This is a genomic window from Burkholderia reimsis (assembly GCF_003294055.1).
Classification (GTDB): domain Bacteria; phylum Pseudomonadota; class Gammaproteobacteria; order Burkholderiales; family Burkholderiaceae; genus Burkholderia; species Burkholderia cepacia.
This window is the reverse complement of sequence record NZ_QMFZ01000003.1, coordinates 309,659-330,823: the sequence shown is the minus strand read 5'-3', so window position 1 is coordinate 330,823 and position 21,165 is coordinate 309,659. Positions and strand designations below refer to the sequence as shown.

Genomic DNA, 21,165 nt, shown 5'->3' with positions numbered 1-21,165 from the left:
CAAACCTCCTCACAATTCCCCTTTTAAGATTGGTCACTTCTGTTCAGGAATATTTCCGACCAACTTCAGCCAGCAATTTTTCCTTGAATTCATCAGGAGAGAATTCATGCCCGGAACACAGATATCCCGCATCGTCGTAAATTTTCCCGCCTGTCACCAACGCGATTGCAGAAACAACAATGGCCGAAAACAATGCATCCCCTCGACTCTCGATCGAGCATGCGTAGGGACAGTCATTAACCATTCGTTGCCCCGGCGGCCATTCGATTACGTTGATCCAACACCATTCGCCTTCTCGCTGCCCCTGTGCGTATAGGGCTGTGCTGGAGTCTCCGTAATTCCTCGGCGTAATGATTGGGCGTGACCGCCCAAGCTCCCAAAAATAATCTTCGACGCACCTCACCAATTGGTCATCAGTGAGACGCTCTTTCATATCTATCAAAGAACTCTTCATTTGCGTCCTCCGGGCGGAGTGGCGATCGTAGATTTTGTCAAACTAACCCAACCGTTAAGGGTCTTGATAACAATATTGTTGACCGCCCCTTCATTCAAGACATTGGAAATTGGGGTGCCTGGCTGAGCCCATTTGGTTACATCTTGAACGTTGACGCCAGCTCTTGTGGCGTCCACATAGATATTTCCAACTTCCCCGGCCTTGCTCATTTGATTCGCTCCGGTCACGATATTTCTCTGAACAGCATTCATTCCATTCCCGGTCACACTCTTCAGACTTGCAGGAACTCCATCTATCCAGCCATCAATACCTGGATAGTTGTTGGTTGGCGCACCGACAAATTTACCCCCCTGCATTGCAACAATGTCATTTGCTTGCGATATCTCGGTGGGGTTCATTGCATTTGCAACTACGACGCCGGGCTTAGCAGCCGGCAGTAGCGCTGTAGCCTTCGCGCCTCCCGTAGCCTTGCCGCCGGCCAATGCACCCGCCACAGACGTGAACGGCACAACAGTCAGCCCATCCTCTTGCCGTTGGGTCAGATTGACTTGACCGACCATCGCTTTCTCTTTCTGCAGTTGCTTCTGCAGATCAGCGATTTCCTTCTGATCCTCGCCTCGGTTCTTGTCTTCCTTGGCATTGTAAAGATCGACGTTCGATGCGGCGGCGGCTCCTGCGCTGCCGCCGACCAGTGCGCCGCCGACCGTTGCCACGACGTTCGCAGCAATATTGCCGACCAGCGACGAGCCGGTCGTGTCGCCCACCGATTTGCTGATCTTCTCGGCCTGGTTCGCCAACAGTGACGACGTGCCGGCTCCCGCTGCGCCGCCGATCGCCGTGAGCGCGCTGCCGCCGCCGAGCCCGCCGATCAGCGCACCGCCAGTTGCTTGCAAGCCCGCGCGCGACGCCCCGCCCTCATCCCAGCTCTTCGCCTGGTCGATGTAAGACTGCATCGCAACAAGGTCGCCTCGCTCGTAGGCGGCCTTGGCCGCATCGATCGCATCCTTTCGCTTGCCATCGGCGTACAGGCCGATCCCCTGCGAAATCGTCTGTCCGGCCGCCTGCGCGGCGTTCATCGTGTCGGCTTGCTGCGACAGCGTTTTCTGAACGTCGGGCGTCTTCGAAACGGTCCCGTTCAGGTTCGTCGCATCGCGGTTCAGGTTCGCGACGTCCTGCGTCTGCTCGCCCGGCTTCGTGATGTTGATCGTGCCGGCGCTCACCGCGCTCTTCGTCGTCGCGCTCTGATCGCCGCTGTCGTTCTGGAACACCATCGGCGTGACGCCGCCCGCGCCCGACACCGACGACGGACCCACTGCCTTGTTGCTCGGCCCGACCGATGCACCCGCGCTAAAGCCCGCGCTGTTCGCGCTGTAGTGCGAGTGGTTCTCGATGTCGCTCGTCGTGAGCGTGCCAGTCGTCAGACTGTTCTTCGACGGATCGGCCGTGCTGCCGATATACGCGCCCTTCAGATCGGTATTGCCCTTCACGGTCACGTCGAACCCGCCCGAACCGGCCTGGATACCTGCCTGTTCGTTCACGCCCGCATAGTTACCGTCCGCGTGGCCGTTTTGCGCACTGAAACTCCCGCCGACGCCGCCAGCCTGACTGATCGTGACGCCGCCGCCCGCGCTCGACTGATGCGCGGCGCTCACGGTCGTATCCTGGACGCTCGCGACGTTCAAGTTGCCGCCCACGTCGGCCAGGACCTTGTTCGCGTTCACGTTCGCGCCGATCACGTTCGTGTCGCCGCCGCTCACGATGGTCGCGGTCTGGCTGGCGTTGATGTGCGTGTTGTTCTGGATCGCCGCGTCCGAATTGCCGTCGCCGTGCGCGCGCTGCATCGACGCGGACACACCGATGCCGTTCGTGCCGATCGACACACCGACGCTCGACCCCGACGACGAGTTCGAGCTTTGCGTCTTGTCGGTATCGGTCGTGTTGACGAGATTGACCTGATTGTTCGCGACCAGCGCCACGTTGGCCGCGTTCACGTTCGAGCCTGCGATCGTGATGTTGCCGTCCTTCGGCGTGCCGTTGCCCGTCGCCACCAGCTTGGCGTTCCCGCCCGCGTTGATGCTTGAGCCCCGCTGAATCGTCTGGTCTTCCGACGACTGCATGGAACTATGGCTCGAACCAACGCTGACCTGCACACCAATGCTTGGGGCCTGCGATCCCTTCGCGCCATCCAGCAGCTTTGCGGCACCCATGCCGCCGAATGCCACGTTCCCGGCCGCCGCGATGCCATGCAACGCCGACGCGCGCCCGTTGCTGTCCTTCGCCGATTCGCGCGCGGCCTGCGTCTCGCTGATCGCGTTGTTGATTGCGTCACCCACCGAGCCCGACAGGCCGACAGTCAGCCCGCTCTTGCTGGTCTGCTGTTGTTGTGCCTGATGCGTGGTATCGGTGGCCGAATCGATCACGATGTTTGCGGCCGTCCCGGTCACGTCCTTGCCCGCGACCAGATCGCTGCCTTTCACGTGCAGCGTATTGCCCGCATTGACGGTCAGATTGCCGTCGACCGAGCCGACCGTGCTGGCGTTGTTCGTCACGCTGGACGATTGATTCTGTTGCGCGAGCTTGCTGTTGCCGACCGAGAACGACAGACCACCGCCCGACATCAGGCCCGAGTGCTGTTCCTGATAGGTGGTCGACGATTGGCTGGTGTCCTGCGACGTCGTTATGTTCACGTCGTGCGCCGCGTTCAGCGCCACATCGTGCGTACCGACGACCGTACTACCCTGGACGTTGATGTCCTTACCGCTGCCGATCGACACGCCGTCCGCCGAAATCAGGCTGCCGTTCGCGACGGTGCTGGTCGCGTCCTGGCTGCTGGCGATTTTCGTGCCGCTCACGACGCCGCTACGGCTATGCGTCTCGCGTGAGTTGTACACGTGCGTTTCGGTCGCGGCCCCGACATTCACATCGCCGGCCGCCAGCAGGTTCGCATCGCCTTTCTTCAGGTCGATCGTGCTGCCGATGACATTGATGTCCTTGCCCGACACCACATTCAGCGTATCGCCGCCCTTGACGGTCGTGCCCGTCAGCGTCTGGTCCGACCCATGCCGGGTTTCCGCATAGCTGCGATTCCCTTGGTCGCCCGAGCTGTTAGCGTTGATGGTCGACGTGGTGCTCGCCGCACCGAAGGTCACGTTACCCTTGGCCGCGACCGTGCCGCCCAGGCCGAAGTCGAGCTGCGCACCTTGCGCCGTCAAGTCACCGCCCACACCGATGGCCGACTTGCCGCCGACGTTCACGGTGCTGCCGGTCGCGCTGTTGAGGTCCGTATCCGACACCCCGTTCGCGCGCTGCACGACCTTGTGCTCGCCGGTCTGCTGCACGCCAAGATTCCAGTTCCCGCCGATGTTGGCGTTCAGGTTCCCGCCGACGTTCAGGTTGCCCGCGTTCTGCTGGAAGTCGCCGCCGGTCTTGATCGACGCGTCGCCAGCCACGTTCAGGTTCGCAGCCGGCCCGAGCGTCGTCTTGTCGCTCGTCGCGCCGTCGCGGCTGACCTGGTGCGTCGTCTGCGTCGCGGTATCCAGAATCAGCTTGTTGCCCGCGTTCAGGTCGAGGCTACCGGCCTTTACATTGGCCGAGGTGAGATCCACGTTGCCTGTCGTGTCGAGCGACATCAAGCCGCCGCTTTGCAGCGCACCGAACGCGTTGTCGATCTGCTTGCCCTGAAGCGCGAGCGTCTTGTCCGCCTTCACGGTCCCGCTGTTCGTGAAGACCTGCGTGTTCTTCAAATCGATATTGCCGGCCGTGATCAGCGGGCCGTTCGCGTTCTGCTGATCCGCCTTCGCCAGATACACGACCGGTACCAATACCTGCTGGCCGCCGACCGTCTCGGTCTGCATGATGATCACGTTGCTCGTGAGCGCGGCAACCTGCTGCGCCGACAAGCTCATGCCGAGCGGCAGATTCAGCGACTTCGACAATTCGGCACCCGCGAGCATCAGCGACTGATACATGCCCTGAAGGTCCGTATACGGCCCCAGTACCGCCTTGCCCGTCAGTTGCGTGACCTGGTTGCGCACGAGCTGCTGCTCGTAGAATCCGTCGCCGAGGCGCTTTTCGGTCGTCAGCGGATTCACGCCGATCTGGTTCAGGTAATAGTCGCTCGACAGGAAATTGTTCATCCGCGTGAACGCGGGGTTCGTCTCGATCAGGTACGTCGGGTTCGGTGCCGGGTTCGGCCGGTACAGGCCGCCTTGCGGAATCGTCAGGTTATTCAGCACGTTCACGGCCGTCGCGCTCGCGATCACCGGATCGACCCATGTAGGCGTACCGCCCTTGATCGCGGCGGCTCCCGATTGCGTGCCGCTCGCGTTACCGCTCACCGTCCCGATCGTCAGCCCCGGCACGGCCTGGCCGGGCAGCAGGCCGAGCGACGGAATGGTCGCATTGGCCGCCGTGTTGTTCACGCTCACGCCGTTGCCCGAGATCGTGCCGTTTGCGCCCCACGTCGAGCGATAGTCGGGCAAGCTGTATTGCTTCACATCGGCCGGCGCGGCTTGCGTATAGCCACCCGGCCCGCCGACGAACGGCTTGTCGCCGAACGGCAAGGTCCAGTTGTGTTCCGAGTTGTCGTAGTTGTTGTAGTGGTAGTAGCCGGAATACACGACCGTCACGCCCGGCGCTTGCTGGCCCGTCGCGCCCCAGCCGTCCATATCGAGACTCACGGGCTGCTTGATGTTGCCGACCGCCGTCACGCTGCTCCAGTAGTTCTGGAACGTCTTGACCGTCGACGCGTCGAGATCGCCGCCCGATGCGATCTGCGCGCCCGGGCTCAGCTTCGTCACGGTATTGGCGGTCGCCTTGCCGTCGTAGGTCGTGTATTGATACCCGCTGTTCCACTGGCCACCGTTCGGCGGTACCGTGAAGACGCCACCCGGTTGCAGTTTGAGCGCGGCGATGATCGGCGCGGGATCGTAATCCGGATAATTCGGATCGTGGAATAGGTTGATCCAGTGCACGTCCTGACCACTACAGGCCGCGATGTAGTAAGCAGCGCACCCCGACATGCTGATGCCGAGCTGTTGCAGTAGTGCCAGATCGACCTGACTCGTGTTGCCCGAGGTCTGCATCACGCGCCGCGTGTTCGTGACCTTGTCAGCGTGCAGTTCCATCGAAGCGCCCGATTGGATCGCTGCCGACGAATTGTTGATCAACGCCGCGTTCGTGTAGTTGCCGTTCGCGTCCTTGCCGCCCGCCAAAGCCACTTTGCCAAGCCCGAAGATCGTCGTGGTCGGCATCGAATCGCCCAGCGTCGTGTCGTCGCGGTTCTCGATGTCGTGCGCGAGAATTTCGAGCAGGCCCGACGTGTCCGATGCGCCGATCAGCGCGACAGGGCCGAGGTTCGACACCGTGCCGCTTGCCTGGATGGCGACGCTGCCGCCGACCATTGCGCCATAGTTCGTCAGGTCGCCCGAATGCGTACTGAGCAGGCTGCCGGCCGTCATCGCGCCCGTGTTGACGATGTTGCCGGCGTTGACCGTCAGGTTGTGGACCGATTGCAGGTTCGCGCTGTTGGCGAACGTGCCCGGCAAGGTAAACGTCAGGTCCCGACCAATGTTGAACTGCGTTTGCGGCGTCGTCGTGAAGTCGCCCTGCAGGTTGATCGTCGCATCGCGCGCCGCGCTGTATGCGCCGCCGCCGAGCAGCGTGGAAGCCGCTACCGACAGGTCACGCGTTGAGGTGATCGACCCGTTGGTATTCGTCACCGCGCCCGACATCGCGACGTTCACGTCGCCCGTGGCGTTCGCGACGTTGCCGACCTGTCCTCCGGAGTTGTCCAGCGTATTGCCTTGAATCAGCAGGTTCGCGCCCATCAACTGGCCGCCCTGCGTGTTCGAGATCGAAGCCGCACCGATTGTCACGTCGCCCTGACCGGTCATCTGCCCCATGCCGTCGACACCGCCCGCGTGACTGTTCACGATCTGGCTGCCGCCTTGAACATTCATCTTGCCGGTGCCGAAGTCGTGCACCGCGCCATCGGTGTTGTCGATCGACGCGGCCTGAATCGACAGCGTGCTCATATCGCCTGCCGTGCCCGCCTCGATGTGCCCTTGCTGGTTCGACAGCGCCCCGTTGCTGACGATCGACAGCGCCGCGTTCGAGCGCATCAGCCCCTGAGCGTTGTTCATCGCCCCGGCGATCGTGGCTGCGAGCCCCAGTTTCGCAGCGATGACGCCGCTACCATTGTCCAGACTGCCGGCCTTCACGATGGCCTGTCCGTTGGAGCCGATCGTGCCGCCGATATTTCTCAAGTCCCCCGCACCGTTGCCGGGCATGAGCGTCAGCGTGCCGGTGCCGCCGTGCGTGATGGTGCCCTTCGAGTTGTCCAGGGTGGCCGGCGCGAGCGTCAGGTCCGTGCTGTTGGTCTGGATGACGCCGCCGTTCGAATTGTCCAGCGTGCCAGAAACAGCAAGTGTCGTCGGACCGCTCTGCCATTGCGAAATGCGACCGCCCTGGTTTTTCAGGTTCGCGGCCGTCAACACAAGCTGATTGGCTTCGATGTCGCCGTTCTGGCTATTGTCGATCAAGCCGGCGACAGTGGCCGTCAGCGTGGGGGAGACGATCTTGCCGTTCAGATTCGAGAGCGAGGCGCTTTGAATCGTCGTCGCTGCCGTCTTTGAGCCGAGTTCACCGCCGTCGTTGACCAGTGCGCCACCTGCGGTCACGTCGACGTTGGCGTTCGACGTGAGCTTGCCGCCCAGATTCGTAATCGAGTCGGCGGCGTTGACGCTCAGGCCCGTTTGGCCGGACGCCGAACCGGCAGAGTTGTCGATCGTCTTGCCTTGCAGGACGGTTCGGCCGTTGCTGGCGATGGATCCCGCTTTGTTGCTGACGGAGCCTGAAGCGCTACCAACCGTCAGCGTGCCCGTGCCGACGTGTGTGATCGTACCGCCGTTGTCGTTGATCAGCGCCTCAGGCGTGATCGACAAGTCCGTGCTGCGCGACTGGATCAGACCGTTGTTCGAGTTGTCCAGCGTGTCGGTGATCGCGACCGTCATCGGGCCGGTGCCGGTCTGCGTGACCGTACCGCCATGGTTCAGCAGCGTCGAACCGTTCAGCGAGACCGACACCGCATTGACCGTGCCTTGGGAGTTGTCCAGCGTCGCGCCGTTCAACACGGCGCTTTGACCCTCAACCCGGCCGCCGGCATTCGAAAAATGATTGCCGGCGTCGACGGTGGTGGTCTGTCCGGCGTGCAGCGCGCCATTACCGTTGTCGACGCTCTGGCCGATCACGTGCATGTTCGCGTCGGCCGACATCGAGCCGCTGTTCGTGACCGTGTTCCCCTGTACGGTCACGTCGCCCTTGCCGCCGATGACGCCGCCCGGATCGCCGCTCACGTTCGCGCCGGCCGCGTTCGTGAGTGCGCCGGTTGCAGTCACCGACAGGCCGTCTGCGTTCAGGGAAATCAGCCGGCCTGCCGAATTGTCGACCGATGCGCCAGCAATCGTTTGCTTGCCCGCGCTTTGAATCAGCCCTGCATTGTTTTGGACCGCACTCCCGCGAACGTCGGCCGTGCTCTGTGAACTGAGCATGCCGTTTTGGTTCGACACGGTGCCGGCCATCTGCACCGACAGTGGACCTTGCGAATTGGCGCGGCCACCCTGATTCGATAGGTTGCCGCCGCCAAGCGTCATACCCGCGCCGCTGGACAGACTGCCCCGGTTATTGACGACCGTGCCACTCGCCTGTGCGCTCACGGCGCCCTTGGCGCTGGCGGTCGAGCCAGTCAGGTTCACATCGCCCGCCGTCGCGGTCAGCGCGAGGTTGCCGTTGGCGGCCGTTGCGCTGTTCGACAGATCGACGCCGCTACCGGTGAAGGTCGCGTTGCCAGCCGCGCTGTTGGTCCCCGTCGCGGTCAACTGGCCGCTGCTCGTGACGTTCAGATCGCCGCTCGTGCCGACCGTGCTGTCGACGTTGATGCCTGCGCCGAGCGTGCCCGTCGAGTTAAGACTGCCGACGTTAGCGTTCAGGTTTTGTTGGGCGGTCAGCGCGCCGCTGTTGGTCAGATCAGCAGCGCCAGTGTTGACCGTGACCGATTGCTTGCCATACGTGACGCCGCTGTTCTGAATGCCACCCGAGGCCGACAGCGACATGTTGCCGGCCGCATTGGTGTGGCCCGAGAGCACGAGACGACCGTTTGCCTGCAGCGTTAGATCACCCGCCTGTGCCGCAATGTCGCCCGCGTTCGCAACACCGACTCCATTCTCGGAACTAACGAGAAACACCCTGTTCGCGTACATACCACCGAGCTGGCTAACATCGATCGCGATGGTGGGCGCGGGGCCGTTGCCTGCGATCGGCGTGGCGTTCAGCGTGTTGTAGTCGACCTGGTTCGATCCAGCGACCACGTTCAGGTTCTTCGCGTAAGCCTTGGCGTTGATCTGTACGGCGCGGGCCAACAAATCCACCTGATCGACATTGGCCGTGTCGAGCCCCGCGCCGACAACCGAAATCAAGCCCTGGTTAACGCTGAAACCGGTGAGCGCCCCGTCAGGCCCGAAGTTCGGATTGCCGGTTGTCAGCGTGGCTCTGCTCGTATTGATGAAGCCGCCACCATCGACGACCAAGCCGGCCTGATTCGCGATCACGAGTTGCGCGGCTGCGCCCCCGATCTCGACTTTGCCGCGAATAAAGCTCGGGTTGTTGCTGTTGACCTGATTGACGATCAGACGTGCCGCGTCGCCGGCCTGAAAATTGGGGTTGCCGCCGATAATGCCGCCCAGTTGAGTCTGGACGTTGATCGGCGAGTTATTGAGAATGATCCCGGGTTTGGGCACGTCGAACTGGTTGTACGTGTTCATCGACACACCCGACGAGCCGGGGCGGTTGATGTTCACCTGTTGAAGTCCGTTCTGTGTCTGAATCACGGACGGGGCGTGCGCGCCGCCCGCAACAACCTGGGCATTGGCCCATATCGGCATCACGCCGGCCGCAACAAGTACGGCGAGTGCCACATGACGAAGCGTGAAGCTTGCGAATACGTGCGGCGAACGAACAGCGAAACCGATTTCGCCCCGCCCTGCGTTGCCTGATGCACTGGCAGTTTCTTCCACCGCAACCAACATACCGCGCACGCGGCTGAATACCAGCCGATAATGGTTTTTATTCATGATCTTGGTCTACTCGCGATTCGTCCGATCCGCTCTCACGGGCCTCGAACATCGCACGGAATCTAATAGAACAGCGTCAACAAGTGTCAAGCGTTGCCGAGATGCGACGGACAGGGCAGTGGATTACATCACACTACTACTGTCGCACCATCCCAGTTATCTCGATTTATTAAGCGAAGCATTGTCTTTCGCGAGCAGCAACTATTGGCTGAATTTTTGGCAATCGACGCGAATATAACCTCACTCGGCATCTCAAAAAATACTCGGCAGAATTGAGGGTGGAAATACGCACTGAATTTGCCATCCAATTTCCTGAGTACGGCAAGCTACGGCCGCTCCGTCGATGCATTTCCGCATCGACGCACTTCGTTCAGGAGTTTCCGTGATCTCTGATCCCCCTATCGTTGTGCTGATCGGACTGCGCATCGCGCTCGCCGCCATGTTCTGACCTTGGACGTTTCTTGTAGCCAGATGCCTCCAACCCAATTGCGTTGCTGACGACAACACTACGTGTAAGCCAGGCGATATCCGGCTCGATATGTGTCCCAAGTGGAAGCGTGTGAGTAACGGTACGGTACAGGCATGCGTCGAAGCGAAATTGCGTCTTTACTATGGGAGAGCATCGATCTCAATCGGCGAACGACTCATCTGCCAGTAACGAAGACAGATTCACCCCGCACCGTGCCCCTATCCAGCGTGGCGACCGCGATACTGCAATCCCGCAAGGACGGAGAGCATGTGCCGCCCTTCTACATAACCGCTAACGCGTTCACGCGAGCTTTCCGTCGATCCATACAGCGAGCACGCACCCGGTACGAAGCGAATTGTCACGATCTCAGTCAACCCGACGATTCAAGTATCTCGCCATTTTTCGTTGCCTCAGTCACATCCCAAAACGGACGAATACAGGTGCGCGATCTTCGCCAAACAATCAGCCATGCGGAGCCAAACCTCCGATTAAAAAAGCCAATCTCGCCATCCCTACGCCCACGCACCAGCCCACCAGCAGAGGACCGATTTCGCCTGTGTACTCGCTGTCGTACTTCCAAGCGGCAACGAATAGCAACGGCACTGGAACGCCGATCATTCCAGCCATCCTGGGCCAGTCGGCATATGGAGCGAATACCTGAAGCGCGCTGCTCGCGAGGGCCCAGCACGGCATCCCAAGGACGAACAGCAACCATCCGAACCCTATCAAGGTCATAGGGTGCGCACGCCGCTTCGCTTCATTAGGTTGGGTCACGTTGAGCGATCTTCCTGTCGATTACAAAAGAGTCCATCCGCTTGTGGTCTTCCACCGAGGAACCGAGTCAAGCCTGATCAAGGTACGCAACGAGTTCCCACGCGACATGGGCCATGTGGTGACGCGTACCGAGCATGCTGTCGAGAACCGATAGCCGTCGCGGTTCATGCAAGACGACCGACGGCAACGCGTCGCCTTTGGGAAACAGGCGCTTCGTATCGCCAATCTGACCAGCAACCAGTTTCGCGCACCATACGCCATCTTCTGGACACTGCTGACCGGTATCCTTGATGGAACAGGTGATAGGTGCCGCCTGAATATCTGGTCAGGCGCTGACCGCCCTGATTCGTGGAATCGCCGTGGATCAGGGCGTTCTATACGCCAGTATTACCGAAGCCACTCAATTGCTGTCCGGAATGCAGGACGTTCGAGTGCCATTGGGGCCGCGTGGTCCCGCCGTTCAGCCGTCCCATGACAAAGGGCTGATCACAATCCCCTTGCCAGTAGCCGATGGCTATGCTTCCGACGCAAACATTAACACGCCCTGAATCTCTTCCAACGGACCGGCAACCTCACGCGCTTCGAGACTGACGCAGTGCCGGTGCAGCACATCGTCGCGCGTCGGCGCATGTACGAGAATACGGCGCAAGATCGCGTCGGAGGTGCCCTGTCACGCCGTCACGCTCGCTAGCAGTTCTCAGATCGTGCCATGTGAAGTCTGGCGCTCCCGCCCGACTTGCCATTTCCATGACGCATCGGCAGGTGGCCGTCAGACATGAAGCATCGTTTGCGGCGCAACAATCGCGCAGAACGGTTCGCAGAAGGTAGAATCCAGTCACACTGGATTGTGACTGACTCTGCAACCGACCGGGAAACAAGCCGCGTGTAACCAGTTGATCCAAAATGAAATTCTGGCCCGCCCTACACGACTCGAACGTGTGACCTACGGCTTAGAAGGCCGTTGCTCTATCCAGCTGAGCTAAGGGCGGTCGGGGAGAAAAGACACGGCCTGCACGAGCCGCATCTGACGCAAGACTTCGAGCACCGGCAAATCCGGCAAAACCGGCAAACCCACAAACCAGACTCGAAGCCCCGAAACAAAACGGGCCCGGCATGAAGCCGAGCCTGAAATTATACCCGATCATCGCGTCACATCATGCGAGACCGGCCAACGCAGCCTCAAACCGGCTGCGGGTGCAGCATGAACCAGCCGAGGCAGAACACACCGGCGATCACGCAATACACGCCGAACGAAGCCAGCCGGCCACGCCCCTCGAAATAGCGCATCAGGAACCGCACGCTCAGGTACGCGGCGATCGCCGTCAGCACGCCGCCGAGCAGCGCATCGGCGAGCTGGTCGCGCGCATGGAACAGCTTCGGCAGTTCGAGCACGCCCGCCGCGAAGATGATCGGCGTACCGAGCAGGAACGAGAATTCCGCGGCCTTCTCCGCCGTCAGGCCCGCCGCATTGCCGGCGATCATCGTCAGCCCGCTGCGCGAGAAGCCCGGAATCAGCGCGCCGATCTGCGCGAGACCCACGAAGAACGCCTGCTTGAACGTCATCTTTTCGGGCGCCTGATGCGCGCGGCTACGCTGGATGCGATCGCCGAGCCACAGCAGCACGCCGTTCACGATCAGCGCGATCGCGACGATCCGCAGGTCGTGGAACACGCGTTCGATGCGCTTCTCGAGAAGCAGCCCGACGATGCCGGTCGGGATCGTACCGATGATGAGCGCCCACATCAGGTGCCCGTCGTCGTTCTTGCGGCCGCCGAGCTGCGCGAAGAAGCCGCCGATCAGCGCGATCCAGCGCGCGCGGAAATACCACAGCAGCGCCAGCGCGGTGCCGAGGTGCAGCGCAACGAGGAACGGCAGCAGTTGCGGTGCATGCTTGTCGATGTGCATGCCGAACAGCGCCGGCACGAGCAGCGTATGACCAAGGCTGCTGACGGGAAAGAGTTCGGTGACGCCCTGCAGGACGCTCAGGAATACCAGAAACCAGAGACTCACGCGTCGGTCCTTTTAATGAAGATTGAGCGGGAAGAGAAGCGGACGACGCGATGCGCGTCCGAAAAAACGCGCCCCGATTATGCCGAGCCCGGATTACTGCGCCAAGGCATTTGGCGGGATATTGCGGCAATGCACACAAACGCTTGCAACCTGTAAGCGCCCAGAAAGCAAAAAGCCCGCCATTTGCATGGCGGGCCTTTCGATTTCGGCAGGAATTGCCGTCAGCGGCCGAGCTGATAGAAAAATAATACCGTGCTGCCCGTGAACATGCCGAACAGTGCGAGTCCCATTGCCATTGCCAGATCCATGGCCCCCTCCACGAAGTGTCATGACCCGGCAACCTCACCGGTTTAGAGGCATTATCCCGACCGTTGACGGTCTTAAAAACTCGCGATTTCCCGAGAAGGGTTTTCCCCAAGCCGCCACGGCCCGATAATGGAGCGCGCCGTTCCCGTTCACCCGCCCAACCCGATTCGCCATGCCGACCTTCCAGCAACACGACATTCACGAACTTCACGCCGGCCCGTCGCTCGTCCGGGTCGCTCCGCAATTCGGCGGCCGCCTGCTGTCATGGGATGTCGATGGCGAACCGGTCATCTTCTGGCCGGAAACGGCCGACTGGAGCAACCTCGCGCGCGTGCGCGGCGGCAACCCGCTGCTGTTCCCGTTCCTCGGCCGTCACCGCGTCGACGGCGAGCTCGGCCGCTGGCGCGACGCCGCCGGCGTGGTGCGCGACCTGCCGATGCACGGCTTCGCGCGCGACCTGCCGTTCGCCGCGCACCCGTCGGCCGACGGCGCCGCGTTGTCGATGACGCTCGACGCGACCGACGCACTGCGCGCGAGCTACCCGTTCGACTTCCGGTTCGAAACGACCTACCGGCTGGCCGACTCGCACACGCTCGAAGTCGCGCTGACGACGACCAATCGCGGCGACACACCGCTGCCCTACTACGCCGGTCACCATTTCTATTTCGCGCTGCCGCACGGCGAACGCGCGGAAACCACGCTCGAACTGCCGCCCACGCATCGCCGCGCGCAGCAGCCGGACGGTTCGATCAGCCCGCCCGAGCCGGGCGAAGCGCGCTATCGCCTCGACAACCCGGAGATCCTCGACCGCTTCCACTGCCTCGACGGCGTGCCGGCCACGCCGGTGCGCATTGTGATGCCGGGCCGGCGCCGCACGATCGAGATCGCGCTCGACGTGCCGGGCTCGATCCCGTGGTACGCGGTCACGACCTGGACCGAAAAGCCGGATTCCGATTTCTATTGCGTCGAACCGTGGCTCGGCCTGCCGGATGCGATCCACAACGGCCTCGGGCTGCGCATGCTCGCGCCGGGCGCGACCGAAACGGCCACGCTGCGGATTCGCGTCCTCCCGCTCGCCGGCTGAGACGTGGGCCGAGACACCTGCCGAACCGGCGCCCGACGGCCCCGGCAACGGCACAAACTGCGGTGCGCGGGTCGAACCCGTTAAAATCGGACGTTTTGTGTTGCCTGCCGCGTCACGAGCGGCAGGGTCTTGCGAGGTTCAATGTTCGGAACAACAACGAAGCGACTCTTCGCAGCCGCCTGCGCCGCCCTGCTCGTCGCGTGCGGCTCCGCGCCCGTCGGCCCCGGGTTCTATCGCGTCGAGCGCGGCGATACGCTCTACAAGATCGCGCGCGACAACCGCACGTCGGTATCGAACATCGTGCGCTGGAACCAGATGACGAACCCCGATGCAATCGAAGTCGGCCAGGTGCTGCGCGTCGCGCCGCCGCCCGGCACGACCACCGCGTCGACGCCGTCGACCACCGGCACCGGCAGTGCCGGCCGGGCCCGCCCCGCGCCTTCCGCACCGGTTGAATCGGCCGTCAAGCCGGCCACGAGCATCGCGCTGATCTGGCCGGCGGCCGGCAACGTGGTCCGCACGTTCGACGGCTCGAAATCGAAGGGGATCGACATCGCGAACTCGCCGGGCACGCCGGTGGTCGCGGCCGCGCCGGGTGTGGTGGTCTACGCGGGTAACGGGCTGCGCGGCTACGGCAACCTGATCATCCTCAAGCACAACGCCGACTACCTGACCGCCTACGCACACAACCGTGCGCTGCTGGTGAAGGAAGGCCAGTCGGTCACGCAGGGGCAATCGATCGCCGAGATGGGCAACAGCGACAGCGATCGCGTCGCGCTGCATTTCGAATTGCGCTACGGCGGCCGGTCGATCGACCCGTCACGCTACCTGCCGGCGCGCTGAGCGCCCGACGGACGACACGCGATGCCGGCACGCATCGCGTGTCGTCGCGGTGAAAATCGGGAAAGGTGATGTCAGCGCTTGCGCAGACGTCCGGTGAAACGGCCGGACAACGGATCGACGCGACAGGCGAACGCTACCAGCACGCCGATTCCGATCAGGCTGAACCCCGCAGCTATCAGAAGCAAATCCATGGTCACACACTGATTTTTACGTGATCTTATGCGTCATTGCGGAATCGTGCACTGTGCCGCAGCAATTGGACGAGTGCGAGGATTCCCTACCCTCAGGCGTCATTGTGGATTCCCCTGCGTGAAACCCTGATGTAATCCGTTCGCCCGACACCACGCCGCCACCCAGGAGACACTGCGATGCTGCCCGCCACCGACCGCTACGACGACCTGCTCTCCCGCTTCGCGTGGGACGTTCCGGCCCGCTACAACATCGGCGTGGACGTCTGCGACAAATGGGCGGACGGCAGCGGACGCCTCGCGCTGATCCACGAAACGGCGCAAGGCGACGTGTCCCGCATCACGTTCGACGACCTGAGGAATGCCTCTAACCGGCTCGCGAACAGCTTCGTGCGCGCCGGCCTGCGGCGCGGCGACCGCATCGGCATCTTTCTCGCGCAGGGCCCCGAAACGGCCATCGCGCACATCGCCGCGTACAAGCTCGGCGCCATCGCGGTGCCGCTCTTCACGTTGTTCGGCGTCGACGCGCTCGAATACCGGCTCGCGAACAGCGAGGCGGCCGCGCTCGTTACCGACGCGGCCGGCTACGCGACAATCGCATCGCTGCGCGCGCAGCTGCCGGCACTGCACACCATCTACTGCATCGGCGACGATGCGCCCGGCTCTCCCGGCGTGCTGCGCTACGACGCGGCGCTCGCCGCCGAGACGCCCGACTTCGTGCCGGCCGATACGGCCGCCGACGATCCGGCGCTCATCATCTATACGTCCGGCACGACGGGCAAGCCGAAAGGCGCGCTGCACGCGCATCGCGTGCTGCCGGGCCACCTGCCGGGCGTCGAGATGTCGCAGCAGTGCTTCCCGCGCGACGCGCGCCTGTTCTGGACACCCGCCGACTGGGCATGGATCGGCGGCCTGCTCGACGTGCTGCTGCCGTCGTGGCATCACGGCGTGCCCGTGCTCGCCCGCCGCTTCGAGAAATTCGACGGCGACGCCGCGTTCGCGCTGATGGCCCGGCACGGCGTCACCCACGCGTTCCTGCCGCCCACCGCGCTGAAGCTGATGCGCACCGTCCAAGCACCGCGCGAACGCTACGCGCTGTCGCTGAAATCGGTCGCGAGCGGCGGGGAGACGCTCGGCACCGAACTGACGGCCTGGGGACGCGACGCGCTCGGCGTGACGATCAACGAGTTCTACGGGCAAACCGAGTGCAACATGGTGCTGTCGTCGTGCGCGGCGCTGTTCGATGCGCGGCCCGGCGCAATCGGCAAGGCGGTGCCCGGCCATGCGGTCGCGATCGTCGACGCGGACGGCACGCCGCTGCCGCCCGGCGTCGAAGGGCGCATCGCGGTGCGACGCCCCGATCCGGTGATGTTCCTCGAATACTGGCGCAACGCCGACGCGACCCGCGACAAGTTCGCGGGCGACTACCTGCTCACCGGCGATACAGGCATGATCGACGCCGACGGTTTCGTCCGCTTCGTCGGCCGCGACGACGACGTGATCACGAGCGCCGGCTACCGGATCGGCCCGGGCCCGATCGAGGACTGCCTGCTCACGCATCCGGCGGTGCGGATGGCGGCCGTCGTCGGCGTGCCCGACGCGACGCGCACCGAGATCGTCAAGGCGTTCGTCGTGCTGAATCCCGGTCACGCCGGCGACGATGCGCTCGTTCAGGCACTGCAGGCGCACGTGCGCACACGCCTCGCCGCCCACGAGTATCCGCGTGCGATCGCGTTCGTCGACAGCCTGCCGATGACCGCGACCGGCAAGATCGTGCGCCGCGCGCTGCGCGACGCGTAAGCGGGCCGCCACCCGCGCCGCCCGCCCGGCCGGATGGTTTATAGTGGCGCCACCACGCAGTCTTTCCAAGAAAACGATGTCCTCTGATCACCACGCCGCCGCGGGCGCGTCGCACAGCCCGCTCTACGCCAAACTCCTCGGCGAAACCGCCAAGATCGACTGGTGCGATCTCGAACGCTTCTTCGCGCAGGGCAAGCTGCTGTCCGTTGCGCGCGACCTCGATCTCGTCAGCGTCGCGGAGGCGGTTGCCGACGATGACGCCGAACAGGTCACGCGCTGGCTGTCCGCGGGCCTCGTCGCGCGCATGCCGGCCGAAACCGCCGCCGATTACGCGGCGCGCAACCCGGAGCTGTGGGCAGTCGTCGTCTCGCCGTGGGTCTGCGTGCAGAAACGCGCCTGACGCGTCCGCCATGTCCGAATCCGCGTTACCGCACGGGGCCGGCACGGGCTCGGCCACCGTCACGCACCGGCGCGTCCTCGCGCTCGCGTTTCCGATCGTCCTGGCGAACCTGACCCAGCCGATCCTCGGCGCCGTCGACACGGCCGTCGCCGGCCACCTCGACGGCACGCAGTATCTCGGCGGCGTCGCGCTCGGCGGGCTGTTCTTCAATTTCGTGTTCTGGGGATTCGGCTTCCTGCGAATGGGGACGACCGGTCTCGTCGCGCAGGCGCACGGTGCCGGCGACGCCGCCGGGATCCGCCTGAACGTGCTGCGCGCGTTGATCGTCGCGTTCGCGCTCGGCGCCGCGGTGCTGGCGCTGCAGGTGCCGCTGCTGTCGTTTGCGCTGTCGGCGCTCGGCGGCAGCGATGCCGTCCGCGCGACGGCGCTGTCCTACAGCCACGCGCGGATCTGGAGCGCACCGTTCGCGCTCGCGAACTACGTCGTGCTCGGCTACCTGCTCGGTGTACAGCGCGTGCGGCTCGCGCTCGTCGCGCAGGTGTTCATCAATGCGGTCAACATCGGCGCCGTGCTGCTCTACGTGTATGGCTTCGGCTGGGGCATTGCCGGCATCGGCGCCGCGACGGCCACGGCAGACGCATGCGGCTTCGCGCTCGGCGCATGGATGCTGTGGCGGCTACGGCCGCACGGCCTTGCGCCGATCGCGGTACGTGCACTCGCCGACCGCGTCGCACTTAAGCGGCTGATCGCGCTCAATCGCGACATCTTCCTGCGCACGCTGTGCCTGCTCGGCGCATTCGGCTGGTTCGCGCACCTCGGTGCGAAACAGGGCGATGCGACGCTCGCGGCAAACGCGCTGCTGCTGAATTTCCAGACGTTCATGGCGTACGGCCTCGACGGCTTCGCGCATGCGGCCGAGGCACTCGTCGGCGCGGCGGCCGGCGCACGCGACCGCAGTGCCTTCCGGCAGGCCGTGCGCGTCACCCTGCTCTGGTCGGCGCTCGGCGCGCTGCTGTTCGCGCTGGTGTACTGGGCCGCCGGCAGCTGGATCGTCGCGCGCCTGACCGACCAGGCCGAGATCCGCGAGGTTGCGCTGCGCTACCTGCCGTGGGCCGCGATTTCGCCGATCGTGTCGGTCTGGGGCTTCCTGCTCGACGGCGTCTTCATCGGTGCCACGCAGACACAATCGCTGATGCGCGCAATGGTCGCGTCGCTGTCGATCTTCGTTGTCGCCACGCTCGCCGCCGTCGGCACCTTCGGCAATCACGGCCTCTGGTTCGCGCTGCTGCTGTTCATGGCCGCGCGCGGCGCGACGCTGGCGCGCTACCTGCCGGGGCTGTTGCGGCGCATCGGCACCGATACACCCGCGGCCCGCGCCTGACGGCGCGCCGAACCTGCCCTGAGCGGCCCCAAGCGACCCTGAGCCGCCTTGAACATCCGTTACTGCACCGGTTTGGGCGGCGGCGCATCGAGCATCGTCGGCGGCGTCATGTCGGTCGGCACGCCGTGATAGTCGGCCGGATCTTCCGGCGGATGGCCGCGACGGGCCTGATGAGGATCGCTGGTACAGGCGGCGAGAAAAGATGCGGCCAGCACGGCCAGCATGAAACGGGTCATCGGGTAGGGCTCCGGAAATCGGCGCGCCCATCGCACGCCGGGACCGCGCCGAGTCTAGCGGAAATCCTGCTTCGGAGTCGCGCCGCGCATGTCCTACTATGTACGCATGGCGCTGTGCCGTGGAAAGGAGGCTGCCATGTCGTCTGAGGAAATTGCCGGCCTGATCGGCCTGTTCATCGGCCTGATGGTGTTCGTCGCCCTGTCGTTCTTCGAGTCGCGCGAATACAAGCGCAGCCATGGCGGTGAAGGGATCGTCCATCACTGGATGGCCGAACACCACCTGCTCGACTGGCGGCGCAAGCACTAAGCGCGCCGCTGCCGTCCGGCCCTCCCCCGGGCCGTTCCCGAACGTGCCGTCCCACGGCACGCTGGTGATCGTGTATCGCCGAAATTAACGGGGCCCGATTCATACACGTTGATCAGATGGACGAACGCCGTCGCGCGGCTCATGCCGCACGACGGCGTTCGCATGCACGTGCCCGAACCAGCAGGCGGGCGCGACGCGGTTCAGACGGCTCAGCCCAGGAAGTGGCGGGCGTAGCGCGCGTTGATGTCGGACAGCCGGAACAGCGTCAGGAAATCCGCGCAGTTGAAGTCGGGATCCCAGGCCGGCGCACCGCAGATCTTCGCGCCGAGACGCAGGTAACCCTTGATCAGCGGCGGCGGCGCCACGACCGTGCCCGTCTGCAATTCGTCGACCGGCAGGGCCGTATGCGGGAACGCACGATACTCGGGCGCCGTCAGCGAACCTGCCGACAGCGACTGGTACAGGTTCGCCGCATAGTGACCGCCGTCGGCCATCGACACGCTCGCGCAGCCGAGCATCGTCTCGTAACCGTTCTGCATCATGTACGTGCCGAGACCGCCCCACAGCGCCATGATGACGGCACCGCTGCGGTAGTCGCTGTGAACGCACGAGCGGCCGACCTCGACCATCTTGCCGCGCAGGTGCGTGAGGCGCGACAGGTCGAATTCGCCTTCGGCGTACAGGCGGCCGACACGCGCCGCCTGGTGCGGCGGCAGCACGCGATACGTGCCGACGACCTTCAGGGTGTCGAGATCGCGAACCAGCAGGTGGTCGCAGTACGCATCGAACGGATCGACGTCGAGACCGGAGGGGCCGCTGACCTGCGCGCCCATCTCTTCGGCGAACACGCTGTAACGCAGGCGCTGGGCTTCGCGCAATTCGTCTTCCGTACGCGCCCACGCGGCGCGCAGGCGATACTCCGATGTGACGGTTTCAGCAGCGCGCGGCAGGAGGCGCCGCGACGTGTCGAGGGGCAGCGAGGCAAAAGGGAGCGTAGGCGTCGGCAGTTCTCGCATTAGGCTTTCCTGATCGTAAGGAATAGGACGACATGCCCGCCAATGTAGTAATCGGCCGTGACCGTTATGTGGCACGACCGTGTCCTTTCAATGACGTGTCGCCGAATTGACTTTAGCAGAAAGCTTGCGAAACCGTATGACGAAACCCTTCAAAGCGCTTCAGGCGGGCCTCACACCAGGTCGGGCGTCAATACCGCCCGCAGCACGGCCTGCCGGCTGCCGTCTCGCGTGCGGCTCGCGAGCCACACGATTCCGCCCTTCTTGACGCTCCAGCTGTCGTCGCCGCCGGCGATCAGTTGCGCGGCGACGCTGCCGAGCGTCGGCTGGTGGCCGACGATCACGACCGTCGGCGCGATGCCGTCCGGCCAGCCGGCCGCCGCCAGCACGTCGTCGACGCTGCCGCCCGGCGCGAGCGCATCGACCGTCCGGTACTGGTCGGTCAGCGCCTCGACGGTCTGCACGGTGCGGGCCGCCGGGCTCGCGAGGATCACGGTGTTCGTCTCGAGCCGGCCACGCAGCCACTTGGCCATCGCCTGTGCGTCCTTGCGGCCGCGGACGGTCAACTGCCGCGCGAGATCGCTCGTCGCGTAGTCTTCGGCTTCGGCGTGGCGCCACAGGATCAGGTTCATCATGATGTTCTCCTTGCTTCGGCGAGCGGCCCCGCGCCCATGCGTGCGGGCCGGCCGATTACCGTGCGAATTGTCGCAAATTGCGGCTCGTTCGCCGCCGCGGCATTTACCCGCATATAGGGATTGACCGGATCAGCCAT

Annotated in this window: 13 protein-coding genes, 1 tRNA gene and 1 pseudogene; 7 read left to right on the top strand and 8 right to left on the bottom strand. The window is 63.9% G+C overall.

Annotated features, from left to right (window positions below; genetic code table 11):
• Window positions 1–43 precede the first annotated feature (43 nt).
• Window positions 44–454: a hypothetical protein gene (locus tag DPV79_RS41980; RefSeq protein WP_133295619.1), complete on the bottom strand. Its 411-nt coding sequence runs from the start codon at window positions 452–454 to the stop codon at window positions 44–46.
• Window positions 451–9,582, bottom strand: coding sequence for a tRNA nuclease effector CdiA-2 (cdiA-2, locus tag DPV79_RS06385; RefSeq protein ID WP_244321714.1), 9,132 nt, complete (start codon window positions 9,580–9,582; stop codon window positions 451–453). The genes DPV79_RS41980 and cdiA-2 overlap by 4 nt, the downstream gene beginning before the upstream one ends.
• A gap of 582 nt (window positions 9,583–10,164) precedes the next feature.
• Between cdiA-2 and DPV79_RS06380 the strand changes: the two genes are divergently transcribed.
• On the top strand, window positions 10,165–10,788 hold the full coding sequence (locus DPV79_RS06380; protein ID WP_113045025.1) for a site-specific integrase: 624 nt from the start codon (window positions 10,165–10,167) through the stop codon (window positions 10,786–10,788).
• Between the two features lie 104 nt (window positions 10,789–10,892).
• Here the strand turns inward: DPV79_RS06380 and DPV79_RS43995 are convergent.
• The 3 genes and pseudogenes from DPV79_RS43995 to DPV79_RS06360 all read right to left on the bottom strand — a co-directional run.
• Window positions 10,893–11,120: pseudogene (locus DPV79_RS43995) on the bottom strand (SEL1-like repeat protein); the annotation flags it as partial.
• 617 nt (window positions 11,121–11,737) lie between these two features.
• Window positions 11,738–11,814, bottom strand: a tRNA-Arg gene (locus tag DPV79_RS06365).
• Window positions 11,815–12,004: 190 nt separating this feature from the next.
• Window positions 12,005–12,835, bottom strand: a complete 831-nt coding sequence (locus DPV79_RS06360; RefSeq protein WP_021157259.1) for an undecaprenyl-diphosphate phosphatase — start codon at window positions 12,833–12,835, stop codon at window positions 12,005–12,007.
• 478 nt (window positions 12,836–13,313) lie between these two features.
• On the opposite strand from DPV79_RS06360, the gene DPV79_RS06355 reads away from it, so the two are divergent.
• The 5 genes from DPV79_RS06355 (at window position 13,314) to DPV79_RS06335 (ending at window position 18,837) form a co-directional block, all read left to right on the top strand.
• Window positions 13,314–14,225 (top strand): aldose epimerase family protein, encoded by a 912-nt coding sequence (locus DPV79_RS06355; RefSeq protein ID WP_059497949.1) that lies wholly within the window; start codon window positions 13,314–13,316, stop codon window positions 14,223–14,225.
• Between the two features lie 141 nt (window positions 14,226–14,366).
• Window positions 14,367–15,068 carry a peptidoglycan DD-metalloendopeptidase family protein gene (locus DPV79_RS06350; protein WP_027787858.1) on the top strand — a complete coding sequence of 234 codons (702 nt, stop codon included), beginning with the start codon at window positions 14,367–14,369 and terminating at the stop codon, window positions 15,066–15,068.
• A 368-nt stretch (window positions 15,069–15,436) separates the two neighbouring features.
• A complete protein-coding gene (locus DPV79_RS06345) occupies window positions 15,437–17,056 on the top strand; it encodes an acyl-CoA synthetase (protein ID WP_113045024.1) in 1,620 nt (539 codons plus the stop codon).
• Between the two features lie 76 nt (window positions 17,057–17,132).
• Window positions 17,133–17,456: a DUF2288 domain-containing protein gene (locus DPV79_RS06340; RefSeq protein WP_113045023.1), complete on the top strand. Its 324-nt coding sequence runs from the start codon at window positions 17,133–17,135 to the stop codon at window positions 17,454–17,456.
• A gap of 10 nt (window positions 17,457–17,466) precedes the next feature.
• Window positions 17,467–18,837, top strand: coding sequence for an MATE family efflux transporter (locus tag DPV79_RS06335; protein ID WP_113045022.1), 1,371 nt, complete (start codon window positions 17,467–17,469; stop codon window positions 18,835–18,837).
• A gap of 59 nt (window positions 18,838–18,896) precedes the next feature.
• On the opposite strand, the gene DPV79_RS42525 is transcribed toward DPV79_RS06335, so the two are convergent.
• Window positions 18,897–19,073 (bottom strand): hypothetical protein, encoded by a 177-nt coding sequence (locus tag DPV79_RS42525; protein ID WP_165843489.1) that lies wholly within the window; start codon window positions 19,071–19,073, stop codon window positions 18,897–18,899.
• A gap of 136 nt (window positions 19,074–19,209) precedes the next feature.
• On the opposite strand from DPV79_RS42525, the gene DPV79_RS42520 reads away from it, so the two are divergent.
• Window positions 19,210–19,380, top strand: coding sequence for a hypothetical protein (locus DPV79_RS42520; RefSeq protein ID WP_021157265.1), 171 nt, complete (start codon window positions 19,210–19,212; stop codon window positions 19,378–19,380).
• Window positions 19,381–19,589: 209 nt separating this feature from the next.
• Here DPV79_RS42520 and DPV79_RS06325 read toward each other — a convergent pair whose 3' ends face one another.
• Both DPV79_RS06325 and sixA read right to left on the bottom strand, forming a co-directional pair.
• Window positions 19,590–20,396: a GNAT family N-acetyltransferase gene (locus tag DPV79_RS06325; RefSeq protein WP_021157266.1), complete on the bottom strand. Its 807-nt coding sequence runs from the start codon at window positions 20,394–20,396 to the stop codon at window positions 19,590–19,592.
• 170 nt (window positions 20,397–20,566) lie between these two features.
• On the bottom strand, window positions 20,567–21,028 hold the full coding sequence (gene sixA / locus DPV79_RS06320) for a phosphohistidine phosphatase SixA (protein WP_042973255.1): 462 nt from the start codon (window positions 21,026–21,028) through the stop codon (window positions 20,567–20,569).
• Between the last annotated feature and the right edge of the window lie 137 nt (window positions 21,029–21,165).

Coding starts and splice junctions, on each gene's coding strand:
- DPV79_RS41980 (WP_133295619.1), bottom strand. CDS start 454: ATGAAGAGTTCTTTGATAGATATGAAAGAGCGTCTCACTGATGACCAA.
- cdiA-2 (WP_244321714.1), bottom strand. CDS start 9,582: ATGAATAAAAACCATTATCGGCTGGTATTCAGCCGCGTGCGCGGTATG.
- DPV79_RS06380 (WP_113045025.1), top strand. CDS start 10,165: ATGCGTCGAAGCGAAATTGCGTCTTTACTATGGGAGAGCATCGATCTC.
- DPV79_RS06355 (WP_059497949.1), top strand. CDS start 13,314: ATGCCGACCTTCCAGCAACACGACATTCACGAACTTCACGCCGGCCCG.
- DPV79_RS06350 (WP_027787858.1), top strand. CDS start 14,367: ATGTTCGGAACAACAACGAAGCGACTCTTCGCAGCCGCCTGCGCCGCC.
- DPV79_RS06345 (WP_113045024.1), top strand. CDS start 15,437: ATGCTGCCCGCCACCGACCGCTACGACGACCTGCTCTCCCGCTTCGCG.
- DPV79_RS06340 (WP_113045023.1), top strand. CDS start 17,133: ATGTCCTCTGATCACCACGCCGCCGCGGGCGCGTCGCACAGCCCGCTC.
- DPV79_RS06335 (WP_113045022.1), top strand. CDS start 17,467: ATGTCCGAATCCGCGTTACCGCACGGGGCCGGCACGGGCTCGGCCACC.
- DPV79_RS42525 (WP_165843489.1), bottom strand. CDS start 19,073: ATGACCCGTTTCATGCTGGCCGTGCTGGCCGCATCTTTTCTCGCCGCC.
- DPV79_RS42520 (WP_021157265.1), top strand. CDS start 19,210: ATGTCGTCTGAGGAAATTGCCGGCCTGATCGGCCTGTTCATCGGCCTG.
- DPV79_RS06325 (WP_021157266.1), bottom strand. CDS start 20,396: ATGCGAGAACTGCCGACGCCTACGCTCCCTTTTGCCTCGCTGCCCCTC.
- sixA (WP_042973255.1), bottom strand. CDS start 21,028: ATGATGAACCTGATCCTGTGGCGCCACGCCGAAGCCGAAGACTACGCG.